Origin of the sequence: Streptomyces silvisoli, assembly GCF_029269905.1 — a bacterium.
Lineage (GTDB): Bacteria > Actinomycetota > Actinomycetes > Streptomycetales > Streptomycetaceae > Streptantibioticus_A > Streptantibioticus_A silvisoli_A.
Window position 1 is genome coordinate 18,609 of the sequence record NZ_JARJBC010000004.1, and the last position, 23,533, is coordinate 42,141.

Here is a 23,533-nt window from a genome sequence, read left to right on the forward strand (position 1 = left end):
CCGGTCAGCCCATGAACTTCTTGAACTCGTCGGGCAGTTCGAACTTGCCGTCGTCGCCCGCCGGGAGGCCGAACGGGTTGTCGGGCTGCTGTTCGCGGCGGGCGGCGGCCGCGGCCTCGTCGGCCTTGCGCTTCATCGGGTTGCCGCTGCGCTGCTTGCCCTTGGCGGGCTTGGCCTTCTTCTTGTTGCGGGCCCCGCCCCCCAGGCCCGGCATGCCCGGCATTCCGGGCATGCCCGGCATGCCGCCCTGCGCCATGCGGGACATCATCTTGCGGGCGTCGAAGAACCGCTCCACCAGGTTCTTGACCGCGCCGACCTCGACGCCGGAACCCCGGGCGATACGGGCCCGGCGCGAGCCGTTGATGATCGTCGGGTCGGTGCGCTCGGCCGGGGTCATCGACTTGATGATCGCGGCGGTGCGGTCCACGTCCCGCTCGTCCAGGTTGTTGATCTGGTCCTTGATCTGGTTCATCCCCGGCAGCATGCCGAGCAGCTTGGAGATGGACCCCATCTTGCGGACCTGCTCCATCTGCTGAAGGAAGTCGTCGAGGGTGAACTCCTTGGGGCCCTTCGCCAGCTTGGCCGCCATCTTCTCGGCCTCGGCCTGGCTGAAGGTCTGCTCGGCCTTCTCGATCAGGCTGAGCACATCGCCCATGCCCAGGATGCGGGACGCCATGCGGTCCGGGTGGAACGCGTCGAAGTCGTCCAGCTTCTCGCCGTTGGAGGCGAACATGATCTGCTTGCCGGTGACGTGCGCCACCGACAGCGCGGCGCCACCGCGGGCGTCACCGTCGAGCTTGGAGAGCACCACGCCGTCGAAGCCGACGCCGTCGAGGAAGGCCTGGGCGGTGTTGACCGCGTCCTGACCGATCATGGCGTCGACGACGAAGAGGATCTCGTCCGGGCTGACCGCGTCGCGGATGTCCGCGGCCTGCTGCATCAGCTCCTGGTCGATGCCGAGGCGGCCCGCGGTGTCCACGATGACCACGTCGTGCTGCTTGGTTCGCGCGTACTCGATGGAATCCCTGGCGACCTTCACCGGGTCGCCGACGCCGTTGCCCGGCTCGGGCGCGTAGACCGCGACGCCCGCCCGCTCGGCGACGACCGCGAGCTGGTTGACCGCGTTCGGACGCTGGAGGTCACAGGCGACCAGCAGCGGGGTGTGTCCCTGGCCGTTGAGCCAGCGGCCGAGCTTTCCGGCGAGCGTGGTCTTACCGGCGCCCTGGAGACCGGCCAGCATGATCACGGTCGGCGGGGTCTTGGCGAACCGCAGCCGGCGGGTCTCGCCGCCGAGGATGCCGATCAGCTCCTCGTTGACGATCTTGATGACCTGCTGGGCCGGGTTGAGCGCCTGCGAGACCTCGGCGCCTAGCGCCCGCTCCTTGACCTGCTTGATGAACGCGCGGACCGCGGGGAGCGCGACGTCCGCCTCCAGCAGCGCGATGCGGATCTCACGCGCGGTGGCGTCGATGTCCGCCTCGGACAGGCGGCCCTTGCCCCGGAGGTTCTTGAAGGTCGCTGCGAGGCGATCGGAGAGAGTGTCGAACACGGCGTCGCGGATCCTCGGGTCGGCGGCGGGCGGATATCGCCCTCCAGGGTATCCGGACACTCCAGGTGCGGTCTCCACCGCGGTCCGGCCGGCGGTAAAGAAGGGTGGAGAGGGTGGTGGATCCGCTCAGTCCCGCGCTTGGAGTTGCCCGTGGGGTGATCGGGTACGCGGGACCGCGAAGCGGGCGTACCGGCGCGGCTTCGCACAGTACGGGCGCCCACCGGCAGCGGCCCGCCCCGGACGGACCGCCACCGCAGCGCGTCACCCCAGCGCCGCCTCCAGCTCCCGGGCCACCTCTGCCGCCCGGTCCGGCGGAAGCGGGGTGCCGTCCAGGCCCACCACGTAGAACGCGTCCACCGCGTTGGCGCCCAGTGTGCTGATCCGCGCCGAGCGCACCGCCACCCCGGCCGCGTCCTCCAGGGCGCGGCCGATGCGGTGCAGCAGCCCCGGCGCGTCCTGCGCCCGGACCTCGATCACGGTGGCCACCTGGGAGGTGCCGCCCACCACCGTCACCCTCGGCGGCGGCGCCGGAACGCCCCTGCGGCGCGGATAGGCGGCCTCGCGCTCCGCCAGCCGGGACTCGATGTCCAAGGATCCCTCGAAGGCCCGCGCGAAGTCGGCCCGCAGCCGGGCCACCTCCGGCAGCGAACCGAACTCCGCCGCCACCCGCCAGCTGAGCAGGGTCACCAGGCCCGCCCCGATCGGGTCCGCGGTGCGCAGGTCCGCCGCGCGCACCGTCAGCCGGTGCAGCGCCAGTACACCCGCCGCCGCGGGCAGTAGCCCGGGCCGGTCCGGCACCGCCAGCAGCAGTTCCACGCCGACCGGCTCGGTGCCGTCCTCCGCCACCGGCTCCGACTCGGCCCGCAGCGCCAGCACCGGGGCGCCGGTGCGTGCCGCCTCGACCGCCAGCCGCTCCTCCTCGGCGGACAGCTCCCGGGTCGGCGGCCCCGGCGGCGCCTCACCCACCAGTAGCCCCGCCACCCGGCGCACCAGGTCGGCGACGAGCGAGGCCCGCCACGCGCTCCACGCCGCCGGCCCGGTAGCGAGCGCGTCGGCCTGGGTCAGCGCGTGCAACAGGTCGAGGCACTCCACCGACCTGACCGTCTTCGCCACCGACTCGACGGTGGCCGGATCGTCCAGGTCGCGCCGGGTGGCCGTCTCGATGAGCAGCAGATGGTGCCGTACCAGCAGGGCGAGGGTGTCGGCGTCGGCGCGGCCGAAGCCCAGGCGCGCGGCCACGTCCCGGGCGATGACCTCGCCTGCCACGCAGTGGTCGCCCGGCCAGCCCTTGCCGATGTCGTGCAGCAGTGCACCGATCAGCAGCAGGTCGGGGCGGCCGACCTGGCGGGTCAGCCTCGCCGCCTGCACGGCGGTCTCGACCAGGTGCCGGTCAACCGTCCAGCGGTGTACGGGGTTTCGCTGCGGGCGGCAGCGCACCCGCTCCCAGTCCGGCAGCAGCCCGGTGATCAGCCCCTCGGCCTCCAGCGCCTCCCACACCGGCACCGTGGCCTGCCCGGCGCCGAGCAGCGTGACCAGTTGCTCCCGGGCCTCCGCGGGCCACGGCACCGGCAGCGCGGGCGCGGCGGCGGCCAGCGCCCGTACCGCGGGCACGGAGATCGGCAGGCCCGCCTGGGCGGCGGCGGCCGCCGCGCGCAGCGGCAGCACCGGGTCGCGCTCCGGCCGGGCGGTGCGGGCCAGCACCGCCTCGCCCTCCTGCTCCACCACGCCCTCGGCCAGCGGCACCCGCTCCACGTCCACCGGCTCCACGCGGCCGCGTCCCAGGAACCGTTTGCGGGGCCGCGCCGACCGTGCGCGCAGCACCCGGCCGACCGCGCGCCAGGTCACGTCGCTCGCGTACGCCACCGTGCGGGCCGCCTCGTACACCTGCCGCAGCAGTGTGTCGGCGTCCAGCACGCCCAGCCAGGAGGCGACCTGGTCCTGCTCCTGCAGGCTCAGCCGGTCGGTGGCGCGCCCGGTGACCAGGTGCAGCGCGTCGCGGGTGTCCAGCAGCCGGGTGCGGGCCTGGGCCAGGCCCTCGCGGGGGGCGTCGGCCAGCCAGGAGGCGGCGACGGCGCGCAGCACGGTCGCGTCGCGCAGTCCGCCGCGCGCCTCCTTCAGGTCGGGTTCCAGCAGATGGGCCAACTCGCCCTGGCGGGCTGCCCGTTGCAGGCACAGCTCGTGCAGTTCGGGCAGCCGTTTGGGGGCCTGTGCGCGCCAGTCGGCGAACACGGCGGTGCGCAGGGCGGCGGTGATCGCCGGGTCGCCCGCGATGTGGCGTGCGTCGAGCAGGCCGAGCTGCACCTTCAGGTCGTCCTCGGCGGTCTTGCGGGCCTCGGCGGGGGTACGCACCGAGTGGTCCAGGGCCAGGCCGAGGTCCCACACCGGGTACCACAGGCGGTCGGCGAGCGCGGAGACCTCGCGGGTGCCGGCCGTCCCGTCGTGCAGCAGCAGCAGGTCCAGGTCGCTGCGCGGGGAGAGTTCGCCGCGCCCGTAGCCTCCGACGGCGACCAGTGCGGTACCGGTGGGCCGGGTCGGGAAGAGTCCGGTGAGCCACCGGTCGGTCAGGTCGGCGAGCGTGGCACGGCGCGACGGCCCCGGCTGGCCCTCCTCGTTGAGCAGGGCCAGCCGGGCCGCCGCGTATCCGGCATCGGGCGACCGTGCGCCGGCCGGTACACGGTGGGGGGTCCCGGAGGCCTCCGGGACGGCACGGTCAGTCATACGGTCTCCCAATGCCGGGCGCGATTCCGCATCGTCCAGGGTGGGTCGTCCGCGCGGGCCTAAAGGGCGTCGGGGCCGCGCTCGCCGGTCCGCACCCGGACCGCGGTGTCCACGGGGACGCTCCACACCTTGCCGTCGCCGATCTTGCCCGTCCTGGCGGCCTTCACCAGGACCTCGATCAGCTCGTCGGCGTCGGCGTCCTCCGCCAGGACCTCTATGCGGATCTTGGGCACCAGGTCGACGGTGTACTCGGCGCCGCGGTAGACCTCGGTGTGACCGCGCTGGCGGCCGTACCCGCTGGCCTCGGTGACGGTCAGGCCCTGCACCCCGAAGTCCTGGAGGGCGGTCTTCACCTCGTCGAGGCGGTGCGGCTTGATGACTGCGGTGATGAGTTTCATGCGTCCACCTTCGGCTCCGCGGCCTGGGCCGGGGAAGCGGTCTCGTTCTTCTTGCCGGTGACCGCCTTGCTCTCGGCCGCCACCGGGAGGCCGCCGAGCCGGGCGGCGGAGCCGACTCCGGCGAAGTCGTAACCGGTTTCGGCGTGTTCGCACTGGTCGATGCCGGAGACCTCGTCGTCCTCGCTGACCCTGAAGCCCATCACCAGGTCGATCACCTTGGCGAGGACCGCGGAGACCACCAGCGAGTACAGCAGGACGCAGACGACACCGACGGCCTGCTTGCCGAGTTGCTCGAACCCGCCTCCGTAGAACAGGCCCTTGGCGGTCTGGCCGACCCCGCCGGTGGCGAACAGGCCGATCAGCAGCGAGCCGGCGATGCCGCCGACCATGTGCACGCCGACGACGTCGAGCGAGTCGTCGTAGCCGAGCTTGAACTTCAGCCCCACCGCCCAGGCGCACAGCACACCGGCGATCACGCCGACCGCGATCGCGCCCATCGGGGAGACCGAGCCGCAGGCCGGGGTGATCGCGACCAGGCCCGCCACCGCGCCGGACGCGGCGCCCAGGGTGGTGAAGGAGCCGTGCCGGATCCGCTCGTAGCCGAGCCAGCCGAGCATGGCGGCGGCGGTGGCGACCTGGGTGTTGGTGAACGCGACCGCGGCGACGCCGTCAGCACCCAGCCACGATCCCGCGTTGAAGCCGAACCAGCCGAACCACAGCAGTCCCGCGCCGAGCATCACCAGCGGCAGGTTGTGCGGCCGGAACGGATCGCGCTTGAAGCCGACCCGCTTGCCGATGACGAGGATGACGCCGAGCGCCGCGGCGCCCGCGTTGATGTGCACCGCGGTGCCGCCCGCGAAGTCGATCACGCCGAGCTTGGCCAGCCAGCCGCCGGTGCCCCACACCCAGTGCGCGACCGGGAAGTACACCACGATCGCCCACAGTGTGATGAACAGCGCCCACGCGGTGAACCTGACCCGGTCCGCCAGCGCACCGCTGATCAGCGCCGGGGTGATCACCGCGAACATCAGCTGGAAGACGGCGAACACGTAGATCGGGATGCCGTAGCCGGGCCACAGCTGGGTGATCCCTATGTGCCGCATGCCCAGCCAGTCGGTGCCGCCGATGAAACCGCCGTGGTCGGTACCGAAAGCGAGGCTGAAGCCGAACAGGGTCCACAAGATGGTGATGATGCCGAGGCTGATGAAGCTCATCATCAGCATGTTCAGCACACTCTTGACCCGGACCATGCCGCCGTAGAAGAAGGCGAGCCCTGGCGTCATCACCATCACCAGGGCGGCGCTGATCAGCATGAACGCGGTATGGCCCGTGTCGAGTACGGGCTTGTCGGCAGCGAGCGTCGTCAAGATGCCGGCTGGCATCGGCGCCTCCTCGTCGTCGGTACGGCCCGCGTTGGCGTGGGGGAATGAAAGGGCCGGTTATCGCCTAGAGCGTGGCCCAGCCGGGTTTCAGTCGCCGCCGTGCGGTGTTTCGCCGCCGTGACGAAGATGGCGCGCGTGTTACGGCCGAGTGAACCGGTCCGCGCCGGTCATGGTGAACGCGGTACTCCGTATACCGGGTACCCGCTGGCCGCTACAGGCCACTGCTGCGGGCCCTTCGACGCGCAGACAGAACCGGCCGCGGCGGTTGCCCGTCGACCTGGCGGTGGGGGAGCCTAGTCGGGCTGATCGGGGTGGCCGCCGCGGCCGGAGTGAAGAGGTCCGTCACATCACACGGCCTGGGCCGCCGGATCCTGCTCGTAGTCGTCGGGAAGGTCGGTGCGCAGCCGGTCGCTGAGCGCGACGACCTCGGCCACCTGCCCGAAGTCGCGCACCGCGGTGTCGGTGGTGCGGCGGATGCGGGTGTTCACCCGCTCGGAACGAATCCTCCTGGCCACGCCGATCGCCTGCACGGCCAGTTCGGAGGCGTGCTCGGGGTCCTTCTGGAGCAGATGGACGCTGGCCATGCCGATGAGGTTCAGGGCGTAGCTGCGCTGGTGCTCCGGGTCCTGGGCGAACAGTTCCACGGCACGCTCCATCACCGGCTGCGCCAGCGAGGCGTATGTGGGGCTGCGGCCCGCGACGTACGCCAGGTCGCGGTAGGAGTGCGCGTTCTCCGCGTTCAGCTCGGCCTCGGAGAAGAACCGCATCCAGTCCGGGTCCTCGGCCGGGTGGCGGTCGGTGAAGGTGTCCTCGGCCATCCGCACCGCGCGGTGGCACTTCTGCACCTGGCCCATGCTGGCGTAGGCGCGGGCCTCCATCGCGTAGAGCATCGACTGTGTGGTGGCGGTGGCGGTGCCCCGGCTGCCGTACTGGGCGAGGTGGATAAGCTCCAACGCGTCGTCGGGACGGCCGAGGTGGATCATCTGGCGGCTCATGTTGGACAGCACATAGGCGCCGAGCGGGCGGTCCCCGGCCTCCTTCGCGGCGTGCAGCGCGAGCACGAAGTACTTCTGCGCGCTGGGCTGTAGGCCCACGTCGTAGCTCATCCACCCGGCGAGTTCGGCGAGTTCGGCGGTGACCTTGAACAACCGCCTGGACACCGGTTCCGGATGGCTCTCCTGGAGCAGGTCGGTCACCTCGTGCAGCTGCCCGACGACCGCCTTGCGGCGCAGGCCGCCGCCGCACTGGGCGTCCCACTGGCGGAACATGACCGTGGTGGCCTCCAGCAGGTCCAGCTCGGGGCCGGAGAGCTTGGTGGGCCGGGACGACCGCTCGGCACGCGGGGTGCGGGAGGGCGCGACGGCGTCGGCCGCCGGGGTGGGCACCAGCCAGCGCTGCATCGGCTCGATCAGCGCGGGCCCGGCGGACAGCGCCAGCGAGGCGCCGAGGAAGCCGCGCCGCCCCAGCATCAGGTCGCTGCGGGAGAACTCGCTGATCAGCTCGACGGTTTGGGGCCCCGCCCAGGGCAGGTCGACACCGGAGGTGGCGGGGGGCTGGTGCGCGCTGCGCAGGCCGAGGTCCTCGATGGCGACGACCGAGCCGAACCGCTCGGAGAACAGCTCGGAGAGGATTCTCGGGATCGGCTCGCGCGGCTGCTCGCCGTCCAGCCAGCGCCGTACCCGGGAGGTGTCGGTGCTGACGTGGTGCGCGCCGATCTGCCGCGCCCGGCGGTTGACCTGACGGGCCAGCTCGCCCTTGGACCAACCGCTGCGGACGAACCACGAACGCAGTTGTTCGTTGGCCTGCTTCTCCGCGACGCCGCTGGCCTCGGCCTCGCCGCTCGTGACGCTTCCGCCCACCGGAACGCCCCCATCCCACTTCTCTTCGCCGAACCGTCCAAAGGATGCCGCCAGTTGGGGCTCCCTGTCCTCAACGCGCCACCCCCGGTGACCGAATGCCTGTGCGTTCTCTGCCTCCGGCATACCCGCGGACGGCGCGACTTCCGTGGGCTCGTAAACCGAAAGTAATCCCGTGATCACCCATCCGGCGAGGGCAGATACCAAATCGCCACCATTCGCCACCCCTTCGAATGAACTCTTCCCTGCTCGCCCACGATTCACTTGACAGATGAACATCAGGTCCGGGTGGAGCGAAGCGCGCCAGGGCGCGCACTACGCCGCGCACCACACCCCGCGCCGCGATGCGCCGCCGGCGCGCCGCCGCCGACGGCGCGTCGGCCCTGGGGCGTGGGCAGGCAGCCCGAGCCACATATCGCGCTGATCCGTGCCGCCAGGGCCTCCACCGAGGGTGGTGGTGGGCGACGGGCGGGCGTAACCATCGACGAATTCCGAGTGTTGGAGGTGACATGGGCTTCACGATCGGCAGCTTCCGGGAGATTCGGGACATCACTCCCGGCGTGCGCCGCCGCACCCGCGCCTCGGTCCGCTCAACGATCGCGGAGTACACGGCGGTGCACGGCTGGGCGGTGGCCCCCGGTGCCCGCGCCACCCGGGGCGGTGGCCAGTGCAGTTGCGGTGATCCGGGGTGCGCGGCGCCCGGAGCCCACGCGTTGGACTTCGCCGCCGAGATCCCGGCCGGCGCGACCGGTGAACAGGTCGGCGCCGCCTGGGCGTTGACGCCGGGCGCGGCCGTACTGCTGCCCACCGGGCGGACGTTCGACGTGTTGGAGGTGGCCGAGGAGGCGGGCTGCCGGGCGATGGTGCGGCTGGAGCGGATGGGACTGCGGCTCGGCCCGGTGATCGGCACGCCGGACGGCCGTGCGCTGTTCTTCGTCGCGCCCGGCGCGGCGGACGAGCTGCCGCGGCTGCTCTACCGGATGGGCTGGGACGGCGCCGCTCTCGATCTGCGCTGCCGGGGACTGGGTGAGCACGTCACCGCCCCGCCGTCGGACCTCGGGGGGCTGGGGCCGGTGCGCTGGCTGCGGCCGCCCTCTCCGGACCGGCAGCCGCCGGAGGCCCGGCTGCTGCTGGGCACGCTGGCGTACGTGTGCCATCGGCACGGGACGCTGGCGCGGACGATGTGATCCCGGCATGCGTAAGGGGCGCCCGCAAAAGCGGGCGCCCCTTACCGGTAGGTGTCGGTCAGTCGCCGATCAGCGCGTCGACGAACGCCTCCGGCTCGAACGGCGCCAGGTCGTCCGGCCCCTCGCCGAGGCCGACCAGCTTGACCGGTACGCCCAGCTCCCGCTGGACGGCGACCACGATGCCGCCCTTCGCGGTGCCGTCGAGCTTGGTCAGGGCGATGCCCGTGATGTCCACGACCTCGGCGAATACCCGGGCCTGGACCAGCCCGTTCTGGCCGGTGGTGGCGTCGAGGACGAGGATCACCTCGTCCACCGGGCCGTGCTTCTCCACGACGCGCTTGACCTTGCCCAGCTCGTCCATCAGGCCGGTCTTGGTGTGCAGGCGGCCTGCGGTGTCGATCAGCACCACGTCGGCGCCCTCGGAGATACCCTCCTTCACCGCGTCGAAGGCGACGGAGGCCGGGTCGCCGCCCTCCGGGCCGCGGACGGTGCGCGCGCCGACCCGCTCGCCCCAGGTCTGGAGCTGGTCGGCGGCGGCGGCACGGAAGGTGTCGGCGGCGCCCAGCACCACGCTGCGGCCGTCGGCCACCAGGACCCGGGCCAGCTTGCCGGTGGTGGTGGTCTTGCCGGTGCCGTTGACCCCGACCACCATCAGCACGGCCGGGGTGTCCTGGGGGCTCTCGGTGTGCAGGACACGGTCCATGTCGGTGCCGACCAGCGCCAGCAGCTCCTCGCGCAGCAGGGTGCGCAGTTCCTCGGGGCTGCGGGTGCCCAGCACCTTGACGCGGGTGCGCAGCCGCTCGACCAGTTCCTGGGTGGGGGCCACGCCGACGTCGGCGGTGAGCAGGGTGTCCTCGATCTCCTCCCAGGTGTCCTCGTCGAGGCGGTCCCGGGAGAGCAGGGTGAGCAGCCCCTTGCCGAGGGTGGTCTGGGAGCGGGACAGCCGGGAGCGCAGCCGCACCAGGCGGCCCGCGGTGGGCTCCGGTACCTCGATGGGCGGGGCCAGCGGTTCCCCGGCGACCTCGGTGGGCTCCTCGACCTCCGGGGCCTCGACGGCGGCGGCCGCCTCCGGCAGGTCGACCTCCTCGATGGTCCTGCGGGGTTCTTCGCGGGGTTCCTCCGCCTCCTCGCCGACGTGCGGCTCGGCCGGCGGGGCGGTGATCTTCGGTTCTGCCGACGGCGGCGGCGCGGGCGGCAGCTGCTTCTTGCGGCGGCTGCTGACCACGAGGCCGCTGAGCGCGCCGACCGCGACCAGGGCGATGACTACAGCAAGGATGACGGTTTCCATAACGTCCTCCAGTATCAGCCACGGCGCAACGCCCGTGCCCGTGAAGACGCGGGGCTCACAGCTAAAGCAACTTAATGGGACAAAGGTCACCCTTGACGTCTTCCTGACGCGCATACGATCCTGATCTGCAATGCGCGTAGACGGGACTTAATGATCGTCTCATAGCCGCTGTCGCCCCTCCCCCTCGATTTCCCGCTCGGAGAAACCACCCTTATGGAGAAGACGCCTGCTCCCGATGCCGAAGGTGCCATCGAGACCCGCGGCATCGAGCCCGTCCCCGACTCCGAGCGGCACGGCCGCGTCAGAGAACTCTTCCCCACCTGGGTCGCGGCCAACATCAGCGTCCTGCTGCTCACCATGGGCGCGGGCCTTGTGGTCTCCAACGGCCTGAACTTCTACCAGGTCCTGCTGGTCGCCGTGCTCGCCCCCATTGTCTCGTACGGCATCGTGGGCGTGCTGACCATCGCCGGCAAGCGCGGTGGCGCGCCTGGCATGACGCTCTCCCGTGCGGTGTTCGGTCAGCGCGGCAACCTCTTCCCCGGTGCGGTCACCTGGATCGCGCGCTGGGGCTGGGAGACGATCAACGCGGTGACCGGCGCGTACGCGGTGCTCACCATCTTGAACCTGCTGTTCGGGATCAAGAGCAACACCCCGCTGATCGTCGTCACCCTGCTGTTCTTCGTCGGCGCCACCTTCACGGTCAGCGGTATGGGCCGCAAGGTGCTGCTGCTGTGCAACAAGTGGTCGGCGTACCTGTTCGGCGCGTTCAGCATCGCGGTGCTGGGTTATCTGATCGCCGAGACCGACTGGTCTGCGGTCTTCTCCCGCCCGGCGGGCTCAACGGCGTTGCTGGTGGCCGGAGTCGGCACCATCGCGGCCGGTGGCATCAGCTGGGCGCCGTCCGGTGCGGACTTCTCCCGCTACCTGCCGCGTACCGCCTCCAGCAAGGGCATCGTGGGCAACACCGTCGCGGGCGCGGGCATCGTCGTGGTGCCGCTGGTGCTGATGGGCGCGGTGATGGCGGTCGGCACCCCGGACCTGGCGAAGGCCACCGACCCGGTGTCGTTCATCGGCAAGCTGCTGCCGATGTGGCTGTCGGTGCCCTACCTGCTGATCGCGCTGATCGGCATGCTGCTCATCAACAGCATGTCGATGTACTCGGCCGGGTTCACCGCGCAGACCCTGGGCTTCAAGATCCCGCGCGCCTGGGCGGTCAGCGTCAACGCGGTCATCAGCCTGGTCTTCGGCTCGCTGCTGATGATCGTGGCGCCCAGCTTCATCAGCTCGTTCATCTCCTTCCTGACCCTGCTGGCGGTCTCGTTCTCGGCCTGGATCGGCGTCTTCGGCGTCGACATGCTGCGGGGTCGGGTGTACGACCCGAAGGCGCTGATGGACACCACCCGCACCAGCGCCTACTGGTACCAGGGCGGCTTCGCCTGGCAGGCGATGACCGCCTGGGCGGCGGGCCTGGCCACCGGTCTGTGCTTCACCGCGGTGTCCTGGTTCTCCGGCCCGCTGGCCGGCACCTGGCTGGGCAAGAACGGCCTCGGCTGGGCGGTCACCATCGTCGTCGCCGCCGTGCTGTACGCGGTGCTGCCCCGGCAGAAGGCGGTTGCCGCCGCTGAGGCGGCGGAGCCCGCCGACCTGGACAAGACCCTGGTCGGCTGACCTCAGACGCTCCAACTCGACGTCCCCCCTTCGCCGTTGCCCGGCGGAGGGGGGACGCTTTCGTACGGTGGCGCGACGCCTGGCCGGTGAACTTCCGTCTGGCCAGAGCCCGTTGGAACACCGACGGGCAGAGCCGTGGGAGGTCGGGTTGCTCCCCTCGCGGCGGAGACCGGCTGGGGATTCGGGGGCAGGCGCCCGCCCCCGGCGAGGGATGACCTGTCGGGGCGTGCGCTTCTGTTCGGGCCGCGGGCCCCGGGTCGCACGCGGGCCTCGGGGCTGGCGGGTCCGAACCGATGTCCCGCCGCAGCGGCGCGAGCCTGTCGGTGTTCGAACGCGCCCCGCCAGTGGGCCCCGCCCTCCGTGCCCCGCCTCCGGCCTCCCGTAAACCCGTAACCCGTATCCGGACGGGCGGTTGCCCGTCCCCCGGCCGAGCACACCGCCGCGCGCCGCCGAGGAAGCCCCGCCCCCGAAAACCCGTCGCCCCGGCTCAGCGGGGCTGAGCCGGGGCGGCGGTGCTGGAAGGGGCGGGCAAGCGGGGTTGGTCAGCCCATCTCTTCCAGGGCCTTGCCCTTCGTCTCCCGGACGAAGAACGCCACGAACGGGATCGAGAGGAGGGCGAAGAAGGTGTAGATCACGTAGGCACCGGACAGGTTCCAGTCGGAGAGCGACGGGAAGCTGACCGTGATGAGCCAGTTGGCGATCCACTGCGCGGCGGCGGCCACGCCGAGCGCCGCCGCCCGGATCTTGTTCGGGAACATCTCACCGAGCAGCACCCAGACCACCACGCCCCAGGACAGGGCGAAGAACAGCACGAACGCGTGGGCCGCGCCGAGCGCCACCGCGCCCTGCAGTCCCGGCATGTGGATGTGCGTGCCGGAACCGGTCTTGTACGAGAACGCCCAGGCGCACAGGCCCAGCGAGACGGCCATACCGGCGGAGCCGATCAGCGCGAGCGGCTTGCGCCCGATCCGGTCCACGAAGACCATCGCGATCACGGTGCCGATCACGTTGATGATCGAGGTGGTGAACGAGTACAGGAACGAGCTGGTCGGGTCGATTCCGACGGACTGCCACAGCGACGCGGAGTAGTAGAAGATCACGTTGATGCCGACCAGCTGCTGGAAGACCGACAGCCCGATGCCCACCCACACGATCGGCAGGAGGCCCGCCCGGCCGCCGAGCAGGTCCTTGAACGTGGACTTGTGCTCGCGGTGCATGGCGGTGCGGATCTCGGTGATGCGGGCGTCGAGGTCGGCCTGGCCGCCCTCGACCTCGGCGAGCACCTTGCGCGCGTCGGCCTCGCGGCCCGCGGAGATCAGGAAGCGCGGGGACTCCGGGATGGCGAAGGACAGCAGACCGTAGAGCGCCGCGGGGACCACCATCACGCCGAGCATCCACTGCCAGGCCTCAAGGCCGCCGAGGTGGCCGCGCTGCTGGCCGTGAGCCATCTGCAGGATGCCGTAGTTGACCAGCTGTGAGATCGCGATGCCGATGACGATCGCGGCCTGCTGGAAGGAGCCGAGGCGGCCTCGGTAGGCGGGCGGTGCGACCTCGGCTATGTACGCGGGGCCGATCACCGAGGCCATGCCGATGCCGAAGCCACCGATCACCCGCCACAGGGTGAGGTCCCACACCGCGAACGGCAGCGCGGAGCCGATCGCGCTCACCACGAACAGCAGCGAGGCGATCCGCATGACGCGGATCCGGCCTATGCGGTCGGCGAGGCGGCCCGCGGTGGCGGCGCCGATCGCGCAGCCGAGCAGTGCCGCGGCGACCACCTGGGCGAGCAGGGCGTGGCCGATGCCGAACTTGCCCTGGATGCCGTTGACCGCGCCGTTGATCACGGAGCTGTCGTAGCCGAAGAGGAATCCGCCCATGGCTGCGGCGGCGGTGATGAAGATGACGTGGCCAAGGTGGTCAGGCGCGGCCCCGGGGCCGTCCTTGCCGAGGTCCACTGCGCTGCTACTGGTCAAGGTGAACTCCTGGGGCTCCGCACTGAGCCCTCCCTGGGGGCCTGGATCTTCGACTGCTTCGAGTGTCAGGCGGTCCAACGCCCGTGACCACTCGGCTATACATCGAAAGTTAAAACGACGTTGCAGAGACTATGCCTTCAAGTTTCGAAGTCAATAGGGGGCAGTGGGTCTGTTTGGACACAATTATCGGCAGGGCATGTTCACGTATTGAACTCTTGACGGAAGCGTCGCCAAGCCGATACCAACGGCGTCCGACTACTTCTTTCCGTCCCCCAGCCGCTGGCTGATCACCTTCGACACCCCGTCGCCCTGCATCGACACGCCGTACAGCGCGTCGGCGACCTCCATCGTGCGCTTCTGGTGGGTGATCACGATCAGCTGCGAGCTCTCCTGAAGCTCCTTCATGATCCCGATCAGCCGTTGGAGGTTGGTGTCGTCGAGCGCGGCCTCCACCTCGTCCATCACATAGAACGGGCTGGGCCGCGCCTTGAAGATCGACACCAGCAGCGCCACCGCGGTCAGCGACCGCTCGCCGCCGGAGAGCAGGGAGAGCCGCTTGACCTTCTTGCCCGGCGGCCTGGCCTCCACCTCGACGCCGGTGGCCAGCATGTCGTCGGGGTCGGTGAGGATCAGCCGTCCCTCACCGCCGGGGAACAGCCTGGAGAAGACGCCCTCGAACTCCCGCGCGGTGTCGTGGTAGGCGGCCGTGAAGACCTGCTCGACGCGCTCGTCGACCTCCTTGACCACCTGCAACAGGTCGGCACGGGTCTTCCTGAGGTCTTCCAGCTGCTCGGAGAGGAACTTGTGCCGCTCCTCCAGTGCCGCGAACTCCTCAAGGGCGAGCGGGTTGACCTTGCCGAGCTGCTGGTACGCCTTCTCGGCGGCGCGCAGCCGCTTCTCCTGCTCGGCACGCACATAAGGGCGCGGCGCGGCCTCGGTGTCCGCCGCCTCTCCCTCGGCCGGCGGGATCGTCGCCGCGGCGTGAGGCGCCTCGGTTGACGATGGTGGAGGCAGACGGGTGGGCGGTACGAGCTGGTCGGGGCCGTACTCGGCGACCAGTCCGGCCGGTTCGACGCCGTGCTCCTCCAGCGCCTTGGCCTCCAGTTGTTCGATGCGCAGCCGCTTCTCGGCGCCCAGCACCTCGCCGCGGTGCACCGAGTCGGTGAGTTTGTCCAGCTCGGACTTCAGACCGCGTGCGGCGTCCCGTTCGGCGGCCAGCCGGGCCTCGCGCTCCGCCTTGGTCCGCTCCGCGGCCGACCGCTCCTGCTCGGCGCGGGCCAGCGAGACGGTGACGTACTCCAACAGGCCCCGGGCACCGGCCAGTACGGCGGAGGCCACCCGCCCCTCGTGCTCCTGGCGCGCCCTGCGCTGGGCGGCGCGCGCCCGCGCCTCACGCTCCATGCGCGCCGCCCGGTCCAGCGCGTCGGCGCGGCCCGCGAGGGCCTTGACCCGCTCCTCGTGGGTGCGCAGTTGCAGCCGGGCCTCCATCTCGGTCTGCCGGGCGTTGGCGCCGTCGGCGGCGAGCCGGTCCCGGTGCGAGGTGTCCGGTTCCTCCTCGGCCGGGCTCTGTTCGGCCTCCCGCAGTCGGCCGGTCAGCTCGGCGAGTTCCGCGCCGGCCTTGGCCAGCGACTCCTCGGCGCGGGCGACGGCCGCCGAGGCCCGCTCCGCCTCCCCGGCCGCGCCGCGCGCCTGTCCGCCGAGGCGGCCGAGTTGCTGGGCGACCGCCGACTTCTCCCTCTCCGCGTCCCGTCGCCCGGCGGCGAGCTGCTCCACCGTACGGGCGGCCTGCGCACGCCGCTCCTTGGCCCGGGCCTGGGTCTCGGTGAGCTCCTCGCAGCGGGCCGCGAGCTCGCGCAGCCGTGCCGCCGCCTCGTCGACCGCCGCCTGCACCTCCAACTGGCTCGGCGCCCCGGCCGACCCGCCGTGCGCGAAGTGCGCCGCCAGTACGTCGCCTTCGGCGGTGACGGCGGTGAGCCCGGGGTGCCGGGCGATCAACGCCTCGGCGTCCGCGAGGGTGTCCACCACCACGGTGTCGCGCAGCAGCCGGCGAAGTGCGGGCAGCAACTCCTCGGGCCCGCCCACGAGTTCGGCGGCGGGCCGCCCGGCGCCAGGAAACGTTCCGTCTGCCGTCCGGACAGCCTGCTCCGCCGCGGCCCCGCCGATGAGCAGGGCGGCCCGGCCCGCGTCGTCCTTGCGCAGCAGCCGCAGGGCCGCGGCGGCGGCACCCGGGTGGCTCACCGCGACGGCGTCGGCCGCGGCGCCCAGCGCGGCGGCGACCGGGACCTCGAACCCCGGTGCGACGGTGAGCAGTTCGGCGGCCGGTCCCAGCAGTCCGGTGAGCCGGTCGGTGGCGCCGAGCAGTATCCCGGTGCCGTCCTTGCGGCGCAGTCCGAGGGCGAGCGCGTCGTGCCGGGCGGAGAGCGCGGCGCGTTCCCGTTCGGCGGCGGTGGCGGCCTCGCGGGCGGCGGTCAGCTCCTCCTCGGCCCCCTCCAGCTCGGCCCTGGCGGACTCGTAACGTTCCTCCAACTCCGCGTCGCCCGCGGCCAGGCCGTCGACCTGGGCTCGTAGCTGCTCGTACTCCTCCTGTGCGGCCACCGCGCGCTCGGCCGCCTCGTCGCGAGCGGCGGCCAGTCGGCCGATCTCGGCCTCGGCGGCGCCGGCCCGGCTGCGGGCCGCATTGACCTGACCGTGCAGCCGGGCGAGGCCCTCGCGGCGGTCGGCGATCGCCCGGGCGACCGCCTTGAGCCGCTGGTCCTCCTGGGCGAGGGCGCGCTCCAGTTCGGCGCGGTGCGCGACGGTGTCGTCCAGCGCGGACCGGGCGGCCTCCAGCGCCGCGGCCAGCTCGGCCTCCTGTTCGCGGATGCGGGCCGCCTCGCGCTCCATGTCCTCCGGGTCGCGGCCACGCCGCTCCTCTGTCTGCGGTGCGGTGGCGTGCTTGACCTTCTGCTCGGCCAGGCCGATGGTGCCGCGCACCCGCTCGGCGAGTTGCGACAGCCCGTACCAGGTCTGCTGGGCCTCGGTAAGGCGCGGCCCGGTCTGCCGTACCTGTTCCTCGAGTTGGGCCTCGCGCCGCGTGGCGGTGGCCAGTTCGGCCTCGACCGCGTCGCGGCGTTCCTTCAGCGCCGTCTCGTCGGCGATCTCGCTGCGCAGTGCGGCGCGCAGGGTGACCAGGTCGTCGGCGAGCAGCCGCAGCCGGGCGTCCCGCAGGTCGGCCTGGATGACGGCGGCGCGGCGGGCTACGGCGGCCTGGCGGCCCAGCGGTTTGAGCTGGCGGCGCAACTCGGCGGTCAGGTCGGTGACCCGGGCCAGATTGGCCTGCATCGCGTCCAGTTTACGCAGCGCCTTCTCCTTGCGCTTGCGGTGCTTGAGGACGCCCGCCGCCTCCTCGATGAAGGCGCGGCGGCCCATCGGGTCGGCGTGCAGTACGGAGTCGAGCTGGCCCTGGCCGACGATGACGTGCATCTCGCGGCCGATACCGGAGTCGGACAGCAGTTCCTGGATGTCGAGCAGGCGGCAGGTGTCGCCGTTGATCTGGTACTCGCTGCCGCCGTTGCGGAACATCGTCCGCGTGATGGTGACCTCGGCGTAGTCGATGGGCAGGGCGCCGTCGCCGTTGTCGATGGTGAGCGAGACCTCGGCGCGGCCGAGCGGCGGGCGGCCGGTGGTGCCCGCGAAGATCACGTCCTCCATCTTGCCGCCGCGCAGGCTCTTGGCGCCCTGTTCGCCCATGACCCAGGACAGGGCGTCCACCACGTTGGACTTGCCCGAGCCGTTGGGGCCCACGACGCAGGTGATGCCGGGTTCGAAACGCAGGGTGGTGGCCGACGCGAAGGATTTGAACCCGCGCAGGGTCAAGCTCTTGAGGTGCACGCCGAGCTCTCCTCCTCCACTGCGCGGCGGCTGCCGCTGATGTCGCTGTCGAGGAGTCGGACTCTACAGTTCGAGCCCGGTTTCACCGGGGAGGATGCAGGGCACACCAGAGGTTAAGAAACGAAGAGGATCACGGGGGTGCGGTCGGGGGGGACACGACGAAGGGACGCCGAAGCGTCCCTTTACATAACTTCAAGCGGTGTGCTGATCCGGGCCGAGCGGTTTCGGCCGGGTCAAGCCAGCAGCCGGATCAAGCCAGCGCGGGCTCCGCCTGGGGTACGTCGATGGAGCTGAGCAGCGACTCTTCACGCGACGAAGCCAGAGCGTCGTTCTCGGCCTGGATCCGTACAAGCTCGGACTCCAGGTCCTGTACACGCTGCTGAAGTCGTCGCATCTCGGCGAGGAGTCGCGGGTCGGGACCGCCGACGTAACCGAGAAGCGCCTTTGCCATGATGGATGGTCCTCCACGCTGAGTGACCGACCTAAGCGGTGTGGGTCGTGAGGGGGTTGCCGCACCCGCCGTTTGCGCCGCCGCCGTTGTCCTTCTCACAGCCAAACAGCTAAGGTGCGCGGGGCTTCCAGCGTCTCACCAAAAGGTTTGACGGTCAACACGATCACACCCCTGTCGTGCGGCGCGCCGTCAACGTCACGCGGCGCGTCACTCGCCGCGGGGGCACCCGCAGGGGGCTCGGAGATCATCCTTTCGCGGCAGCCTGGCATGCCGATCCGGAAAAGGCAACCGCCACAGCCGAGCTCTACCGCCCAATTGCCCGCAGCCTATGCGCGGCTTCCCGGCCGACGCCATCAGCGGGTGCTGAATCCGTCATATCCGCCCCGCGGCTCACCCCAGATCTCCGTGACACCATCGACCCGACCTGGGGTTTCGCCGCCCCTGAGCCAGTCGAGCAGTCGCTCGCAGCGCTCCTTGGCGCCCTCCGCGACCACCTGGACGCGCCCGTCGGCGAGGTTGGAGACGTAGCCGCGCAGGCCGCCGATCTCCAGTGCCGTGACCCGGGTCCACCACCGGAAGCCCACACCCTGGACCCGGCCGCGCACCCAGGCGGTCATCCGTACCTGACCGTCGGCTCCGTCGGCTCCGTCGTCGCCGACATCACCGTTTCGGACGTGGTCGACGTCACCGTTCTGGACGCGCCCATCGCCGTTGCGGTCCGAGTCGTTCACCGGGTTTCCCTCTCTCCATGACCGCGTCCAGTCCTGTGTCATATGCCCGCAGGTCCGGCGCGGCCGACGGACGTCAACCGTACGCGGACACCGCGCGACGGCGGCCCGCGGCACCGATGGGACGGCTCACGCGGACATCCGGCACCCCGTCAATTACCTGGGTCACGCGCCGGTGTCGGCCCGGGTTCGATACAGTCACGCCGGATCAGGACTCACCCGTTCGAGTGAACGCGGGCGTTCTTCCGCAGCGCCGCGGGGCACCGCCGACACCGGGAAGCGAGGACCGCGCAGATGGGCCGCCATCGCCGCACTTCCGCCGAACCCGCCCCACCTGTCGCCCGTCCCGCGCCGCCACCCGCGACGCAGGCCCTTCGGACCGCCGCGTCGCCTGCCCCGTCCCACCGGCCGACGCCCGGCCGCGGCAGGGAGCCGCGGCCCAACCCCCCGGTGCGCACCGGCCTGTTGGGCGCCGCCGCCGCGCTCGCGGTCGGCGCGGTGGCCGTCGCCTCCGGACTGGTGCCGGTGCCGGGCGGGGCACCCGGCGGCTACACCCTGGGCGCCCCGGACGACGCCCCCGGCAACCTGCCGCGGGCCGACGGCGCTCCCACCACACCGGTGACCGGCGCCGTCCCGACGGACCGGGGCTCCGTGCCGACGAGCCGGGACGCCGGACGCGGTGCCGACCCGGGCGGGCCGGTGCCCGTCGGATCACCGGGCCGGTCGGCGCGGCCGTCACCGACCGCCGTACCGCCGCGGCGCGGCGCCGGCACACCCGCCGCCTCCGCCACCCCAACCGCCCCACCGAGCACCGCCGCCCCGGACGGCACCGACGGCGCGAGCGGCAGCGACGCCCCCTACGGCAGCATCGGCCAACCGTCGGGGCCCGGGGCGGCCGACCGAGCGGTGCGTCAGGTACTCGCCCTGGTGAACCAGCAGCGCGCCGCGGCGGGCTGCGTACCGCTCACCGAGGACCCCCGGCTGGGCACCCTCGCCCAGGACTTCAGCCAGGACATGGCCGCCCACGGCTTCTTCGGCCACACGGACCAGAACGGCAGGTCGCCGTGGGACCGGGCGGCCTCGCTGGGGATAGCGAACCTGGGCGGCGAGAACATCGCCCGTGGCCAGGCCGACGCCAAGGCGGTGATGGACTCCTGGATGGGCAACCCGGAGCACCGGGCGAACATCCTCGACTGCGAGTACCACACCATCGGGATAGGCGTCGACTTCACCTCCAGCGGCCCTTGGTGGACGCAGGACTTCGGCTTCTGAGGCCACCGGGGCGGCAGTCGCGCCCGATGGGCTCCGTCAGCCCTGCGGCACAATCCAATTGACGCTACGTCAGGCGGCCTTGCCCGCGACGAAGGTCCGCGCGGTGTCTGCGATCCGGCGGCCGAGGTGCTCGGCGGTGGCGATGTCGGCCTTGTGGACGGCGTCCGGACCCTCGTCGTTGTTGGACTGGGCGCCCGCGCCAAGGAAGATGCCCAGGCGGTTGAGGTCGTTCTCGGAGGCGGTGGAGGCGTTCCAGCCCGGGTGCAGACCGAGGCTCACCCAGTGCATGCCGTGCTGGGCGGCGAGCACGGTGAAGAACTGCAGGGTGTGCAGCTTGTCGCCGCTCTTGGAGGCGGAGTTGGTGAATCCGGCGGCCAGCTTGTCCTTCCACGCGGCGCTGAACCAGCGCTTGGAGCTGGCCTCCGCGAAGGCGTGGAAGGCGGCCGAGGCGGTACCCATGTAGGTCGGCGAGCCGAAGACGATGGCGTCGGAGGCGTCCAGCAGCGCCCACTGCTCGTCGGTGATCTTCTCGACGTCGACCAGATGGACGGTGGCGCCCGCGGCGGCGGCGCCGTCGCGCACGGCCTCGGCGAGGACGGCGGTGTGCCCGTAGCCGGAGTGGTAGGCGACGGCCACGACGGGGGTGACGGGAGTGGTCACGGTTGTGCTCCTTGGTGCGATCGGCCCCGGGCGCCGTCGATCAGGCACCTCGGGGTGGCACCAACAGGAGAGCACTTTCCAAAAGAAAGCGCAACCCTGTGGTTAGCGCTGCATGAGGGTACGCTTGGGTTATGGCTACGACCGAGACCTCCGCCTGTCCGTCCGCCGGCGCGGCAGGACTGGCGCAGCGGCCCGAAGGGCCTCCGTTGGAGGTGGCGGAGGGCGACGGGCAGGCGTTCGACGTGTTCGCCAAGGCCTGTCCGTCACGCTCGACGCTGGAGCACGTCACCGGGCGCTGGGGCAGCCTGACACTGGGCGCGCTCAGCGAGAGCACGCTGCGCTTCAACGAGTTGCGCCGCCGGGTCGACGGCGTGAGCGAGAAGATGCTGTCCCAGACCCTGCACGCGCTGGAGCGCGACGGACTGGTGCACCGCGAGTCGGCGGCCACCAACCCGCCACGGGTGGACTACCGCCTCACCCCGCTGGGCCGTGCGGTGGCCGAGCGGCTGCTGTCGCTGATCAACCTGGTGGAGGAGCGGATGCCCGAGGTGCTGGCCGCCCGGGAGGCCTATGAGGCCCGCGGCGGGCGCTGACAGCGCGGGCAGAAGTAACTGGACCGGTTCATCCACGGCCGCCGGCGGATCGGCGTGCCGCAACGGCGGCACGGCTCGCCCTCGCGGCCGTACGCGTCCAACGACCGGTCGAAGTAGCCCGATTCGCCGTTGACGTTGACGTAGAGGCTGTCGAAACTGGTGCCCCCGGCGGCCAGCGCGTCACCCATCACGTCGCGGATGTGGCCGACCAACTCCGCGGTGCGCGACCGGTTCATGGTGGCGGTGGGGCGGTCGTAGTGCAGTTTGCCGCGCCACAGCGCCTCGTCCGCGTAGATGTTGCCGACGCCGCTGATCAGCGACTGGTCGAGCAGCGCGCGCTTGAGCGTGGTGCGGCGGCGGCGCAGCGCGCCGTGGAAGGCGTCCTCGTCGAACGACTTCTCCAGCGGATCGGGGGCGATGTGCGCGAGCGGCAGCGGCAGGCCCACCGCGGCGTCCGGGCCGTCGGGGACCGCGTCGTGCACCGACAGACCGCCGAAGGTGCGCTGGTCGACGAAGCGCAGCTCGGTGTCCACCTCGTCGGTGAACCGGATCCGGATCCGCAGGTGCGTCTCGTCGGGCGCCTCCCGCGGCTGGACGAGCAGTTGACCGCTCATGCCGAGGTGTCCGAGCAGCGAACTGCCGTTGCCCAGCGGCAGCCAGAGGTACTTGCCGCGCCGGTGCGCCGGGCCGAGGCTGAGCCCGCGCAGCCGGTCGGCGAAGTCGGCCCCGCCCGCGATGTGCCGACGCACCGCGCGTGGGTGCAGCACCTCGACATCGGCGACCGTACGGCCGCTGACCCAGCGATCGAGTCCGCGGCGGACGACCTCCACCTCTGGCAGCTCGGGCATGTCCCCTCCAAGCGTTACGGGCCCCACCCCCAGGATGGGGTGGAGCCCGCCCGTCGCTCTCCACCGCCCTCGAAGGAGGCCCTGCGGGCCGCAGTGTCGGCGGTAGCGTGTCACACGGTTCTGAACGGCCGATCAGTGGGAGGCGGTCTGCTCCTGGGCGGAGGCTTCCCGCTGCTCGCGCTTGGCGCGGATCTCCCGCCAGGCGGACTCGGCCGCCTGCTGTTCGGCTTCCTTCTTGCTGCGGCCGGTGCCGGTGCCGTACGTGACACCACCGACGCGGGCGGCAGCCGTGAAGGTCTTCTCGTGGTCCGGCCCCGACTCGGTGACCAGGTACTCGGGGACACCGAGCGCCTCAGTCGCGGTCAGCTCCTGGAGACTGGTCTTCCAGTCCAGGCCCGCCCCGAGGTTCGAGGACTTCTCGATCAGCGGATCGAAGAGTCGGTGCACCAGCTCGGACGCCGCGTCCAGACCCTGGTCCAGATAGACGGCACCGATCACGGCCTCCAGGGTGTCGGCGAGGATCGACGCCTTGTCCCGGCCGCCGGTCCCCTCCTCACCCCGGCCCAGGCGGATGAAGCTGCCCAGTTCAAGGCCGCGGGCCACCTCCGCTAGCGCACGCGAGTTGACCACCGCGGCCCGCAGCTTGGCCAGTTGGCCCTCGGGCAGGTCCGGGTGGGCCCGGTACAGCGTGTCGGTGACGACCAGACCGAGCACGGAGTCACCAAGGAACTCCAGCCGCTCGTTGGTCGGCAGCCCGCCGTTCTCGTACGCGAACGAACGATGGGTGAGCGCACGCACCAGAAGGGCGGGATCGAGTGTGTACCCGAGCCGCCCTTCCAGGGGCGTGTGGGACGAGGCTGCCTTGATGGCGTCTGCCGACGACTTGGCGTCTGACATGAAGCCTGTCACCTACCGATCAGACCTCGAGGACCTGACGCTTGTTGTAGGTGCCGCAGCTCGGGCACGCGATGTGCTGCTGCTTCGGCTCGTGGCAGCGCTCACACGCCACGAGGGTGGGGACCGCAGCCTTCCACTGCGACCGGCGGTGGCGCGTGTTGCTGCGCGACATCTTCCGCTTCGGAACAGCCACGG

At 71.6% G+C, this 23,533-nt stretch carries 18 protein-coding genes; 4 read left to right on the forward strand and 14 right to left on the reverse strand.

Features of this window, described 5'->3' with window-relative positions:
• Nucleotides 1–4: 4 nt before the first annotated feature.
• The 5 genes from ffh to nsdA form a co-directional block, all read right to left on the reverse strand.
• Complete coding sequence (gene ffh / locus P3G67_RS08070) at nt 5–1,549, reverse strand: signal recognition particle protein (protein ID WP_276092835.1); 1,545 nt, start codon at nt 1,547–1,549, stop codon at nt 5–7.
• Nucleotides 1,550–1,810: 261 nt separating this feature from the next.
• On the reverse strand, nt 1,811–4,267 hold the full coding sequence (locus P3G67_RS08075) for a [protein-PII] uridylyltransferase (protein ID WP_276092836.1): 2,457 nt from the start codon (nt 4,265–4,267) through the stop codon (nt 1,811–1,813).
• 59 nt (nt 4,268–4,326) lie between these two features.
• On the reverse strand, nt 4,327–4,665 hold the full coding sequence (locus P3G67_RS08080) for a P-II family nitrogen regulator (protein ID WP_269859022.1): 339 nt from the start codon (nt 4,663–4,665) through the stop codon (nt 4,327–4,329).
• On the reverse strand, nt 4,662–6,047 hold the full coding sequence (locus tag P3G67_RS08085) for an ammonium transporter (RefSeq protein WP_276092837.1): 1,386 nt from the start codon (nt 6,045–6,047) through the stop codon (nt 4,662–4,664). Before P3G67_RS08085 ends, P3G67_RS08080 begins: the two co-directional genes overlap by 4 nt.
• A 347-nt stretch (nt 6,048–6,394) precedes the next feature.
• The gene (gene nsdA, locus P3G67_RS08090; RefSeq protein WP_276092838.1) at nt 6,395–7,906 is read right to left on the reverse strand and encodes a transcriptional repressor NsdA; all 1,512 of its coding nucleotides are present in this window, start codon (nt 7,904–7,906) and stop codon (nt 6,395–6,397) included.
• Nucleotides 7,907–8,412: 506 nt separating this feature from the next.
• Between nsdA and P3G67_RS08095 the strand changes: the two genes are divergently transcribed.
• Entirely contained in the window at nt 8,413–9,090 is a 678-nt protein-coding gene (locus P3G67_RS08095; protein WP_276092839.1) for a bifunctional DNA primase/polymerase, read from the forward strand.
• 58 nt (nt 9,091–9,148) lie between these two features.
• On the opposite strand, the gene ftsY is transcribed toward P3G67_RS08095, so the two are convergent.
• Entirely contained in the window at nt 9,149–10,378 is a 1,230-nt protein-coding gene (gene ftsY, locus P3G67_RS08100) for a signal recognition particle-docking protein FtsY (protein WP_276092840.1), read from the reverse strand.
• 213 nt (nt 10,379–10,591) lie between these two features.
• Here ftsY and P3G67_RS08105 point away from each other — a divergent pair, with 213 nt between their 5' ends.
• Nucleotides 10,592–12,046, forward strand: a complete 1,455-nt coding sequence (locus P3G67_RS08105; protein WP_276092841.1) for a purine-cytosine permease family protein — start codon at nt 10,592–10,594, stop codon at nt 12,044–12,046.
• Between the two features lie 542 nt (nt 12,047–12,588).
• On the opposite strand, the gene P3G67_RS08110 is transcribed toward P3G67_RS08105, so the two are convergent.
• The 4 genes from P3G67_RS08110 to P3G67_RS08125 all read right to left on the reverse strand — a co-directional run bounded on the left by P3G67_RS08110 (nt 12,589) and on the right by P3G67_RS08125 (nt 18,957).
• Complete coding sequence (locus P3G67_RS08110; RefSeq protein WP_276092842.1) at nt 12,589–14,019, reverse strand: sugar porter family MFS transporter; 1,431 nt, start codon at nt 14,017–14,019, stop codon at nt 12,589–12,591.
• Between the two features lie 255 nt (nt 14,020–14,274).
• Nucleotides 14,275–17,889: a chromosome segregation protein SMC gene (gene smc / locus P3G67_RS08115; RefSeq protein WP_276092843.1), complete on the reverse strand. Its 3,615-nt coding sequence runs from the start codon at nt 17,887–17,889 to the stop codon at nt 14,275–14,277.
• 250 nt (nt 17,890–18,139) lie between these two features.
• On the reverse strand, nt 18,140–18,340 hold the full coding sequence (locus tag P3G67_RS08120) for a hypothetical protein (protein WP_269859030.1): 201 nt from the start codon (nt 18,338–18,340) through the stop codon (nt 18,140–18,142).
• Between the two features lie 353 nt (nt 18,341–18,693).
• Entirely contained in the window at nt 18,694–18,957 is a 264-nt protein-coding gene (locus tag P3G67_RS08125; protein WP_269859067.1) for an acylphosphatase, read from the reverse strand.
• A 561-nt stretch (nt 18,958–19,518) separates the two neighbouring features.
• Between P3G67_RS08125 and P3G67_RS08130 the strand changes: the two genes are divergently transcribed.
• Complete coding sequence (locus P3G67_RS08130) at nt 19,519–20,340, forward strand: CAP domain-containing protein (protein ID WP_313879769.1); 822 nt, start codon at nt 19,519–19,521, stop codon at nt 20,338–20,340.
• 69 nt (nt 20,341–20,409) lie between these two features.
• On the opposite strand, the gene P3G67_RS08135 is transcribed toward P3G67_RS08130, so the two are convergent.
• Complete coding sequence (locus P3G67_RS08135; RefSeq protein WP_276092845.1) at nt 20,410–21,000, reverse strand: flavodoxin family protein; 591 nt, start codon at nt 20,998–21,000, stop codon at nt 20,410–20,412.
• 131 nt (nt 21,001–21,131) lie between these two features.
• On the opposite strand from P3G67_RS08135, the gene P3G67_RS08140 reads away from it, so the two are divergent.
• A complete protein-coding gene (locus P3G67_RS08140; RefSeq protein ID WP_276092846.1) occupies nt 21,132–21,593 on the forward strand; it encodes a winged helix-turn-helix transcriptional regulator in 462 nt (153 codons plus the stop codon).
• Here the strand turns inward: P3G67_RS08140 and mutM are convergent.
• The 3 genes from mutM to rpmF all read right to left on the reverse strand — a co-directional run bounded on the left by mutM (nt 21,569) and on the right by rpmF (nt 23,531).
• Nucleotides 21,569–22,441: a bifunctional DNA-formamidopyrimidine glycosylase/DNA-(apurinic or apyrimidinic site) lyase gene (mutM, locus tag P3G67_RS08145; RefSeq protein WP_276092847.1), complete on the reverse strand. Its 873-nt coding sequence runs from the start codon at nt 22,439–22,441 to the stop codon at nt 21,569–21,571. The genes P3G67_RS08140 and mutM overlap by 25 nt on opposite strands.
• Before the next feature lie 132 nt (nt 22,442–22,573).
• Nucleotides 22,574–23,338, reverse strand: a complete 765-nt coding sequence (rnc, locus tag P3G67_RS08150; RefSeq protein WP_276092848.1) for a ribonuclease III — start codon at nt 23,336–23,338, stop codon at nt 22,574–22,576.
• 19 nt (nt 23,339–23,357) lie between these two features.
• Nucleotides 23,358–23,531, reverse strand: a complete 174-nt coding sequence (gene rpmF, locus P3G67_RS08155; RefSeq protein ID WP_003951102.1) for a 50S ribosomal protein L32 — start codon at nt 23,529–23,531, stop codon at nt 23,358–23,360.
• Between the last annotated feature and the right edge of the window lie 2 nt (nt 23,532–23,533).

Coding starts and splice junctions, on each gene's coding strand:
- P3G67_RS08105 (WP_276092841.1), top strand. CDS start 10,592: ATGGAGAAGACGCCTGCTCCCGATGCCGAAGGTGCCATCGAGACCCGC.
- P3G67_RS08120 (WP_269859030.1), bottom strand. CDS start 18,340: ATGGCAAAGGCGCTTCTCGGTTACGTCGGCGGTCCCGACCCGCGACTC.
- mutM (WP_276092847.1), bottom strand. CDS start 22,441: ATGCCCGAGCTGCCAGAGGTGGAGGTCGTCCGCCGCGGACTCGATCGC.
- rnc (WP_276092848.1), bottom strand. CDS start 23,338: ATGTCAGACGCCAAGTCGTCGGCAGACGCCATCAAGGCAGCCTCGTCC.
- P3G67_RS08140 (WP_276092846.1), top strand. CDS start 21,132: ATGGCTACGACCGAGACCTCCGCCTGTCCGTCCGCCGGCGCGGCAGGA.
- ftsY (WP_276092840.1), bottom strand. CDS start 10,378: ATGGAAACCGTCATCCTTGCTGTAGTCATCGCCCTGGTCGCGGTCGGC.
- P3G67_RS08095 (WP_276092839.1), top strand. CDS start 8,413: ATGGGCTTCACGATCGGCAGCTTCCGGGAGATTCGGGACATCACTCCC.
- P3G67_RS08075 (WP_276092836.1), bottom strand. CDS start 4,267: ATGACTGACCGTGCCGTCCCGGAGGCCTCCGGGACCCCCCACCGTGTA.
- P3G67_RS08080 (WP_269859022.1), bottom strand. CDS start 4,665: ATGAAACTCATCACCGCAGTCATCAAGCCGCACCGCCTCGACGAGGTG.
- P3G67_RS08125 (WP_269859067.1), bottom strand. CDS start 18,957: ATGACCGCCTGGGTGCGCGGCCGGGTCCAGGGTGTGGGCTTCCGGTGG.
- P3G67_RS08085 (WP_276092837.1), bottom strand. CDS start 6,047: ATGCCAGCCGGCATCTTGACGACGCTCGCTGCCGACAAGCCCGTACTC.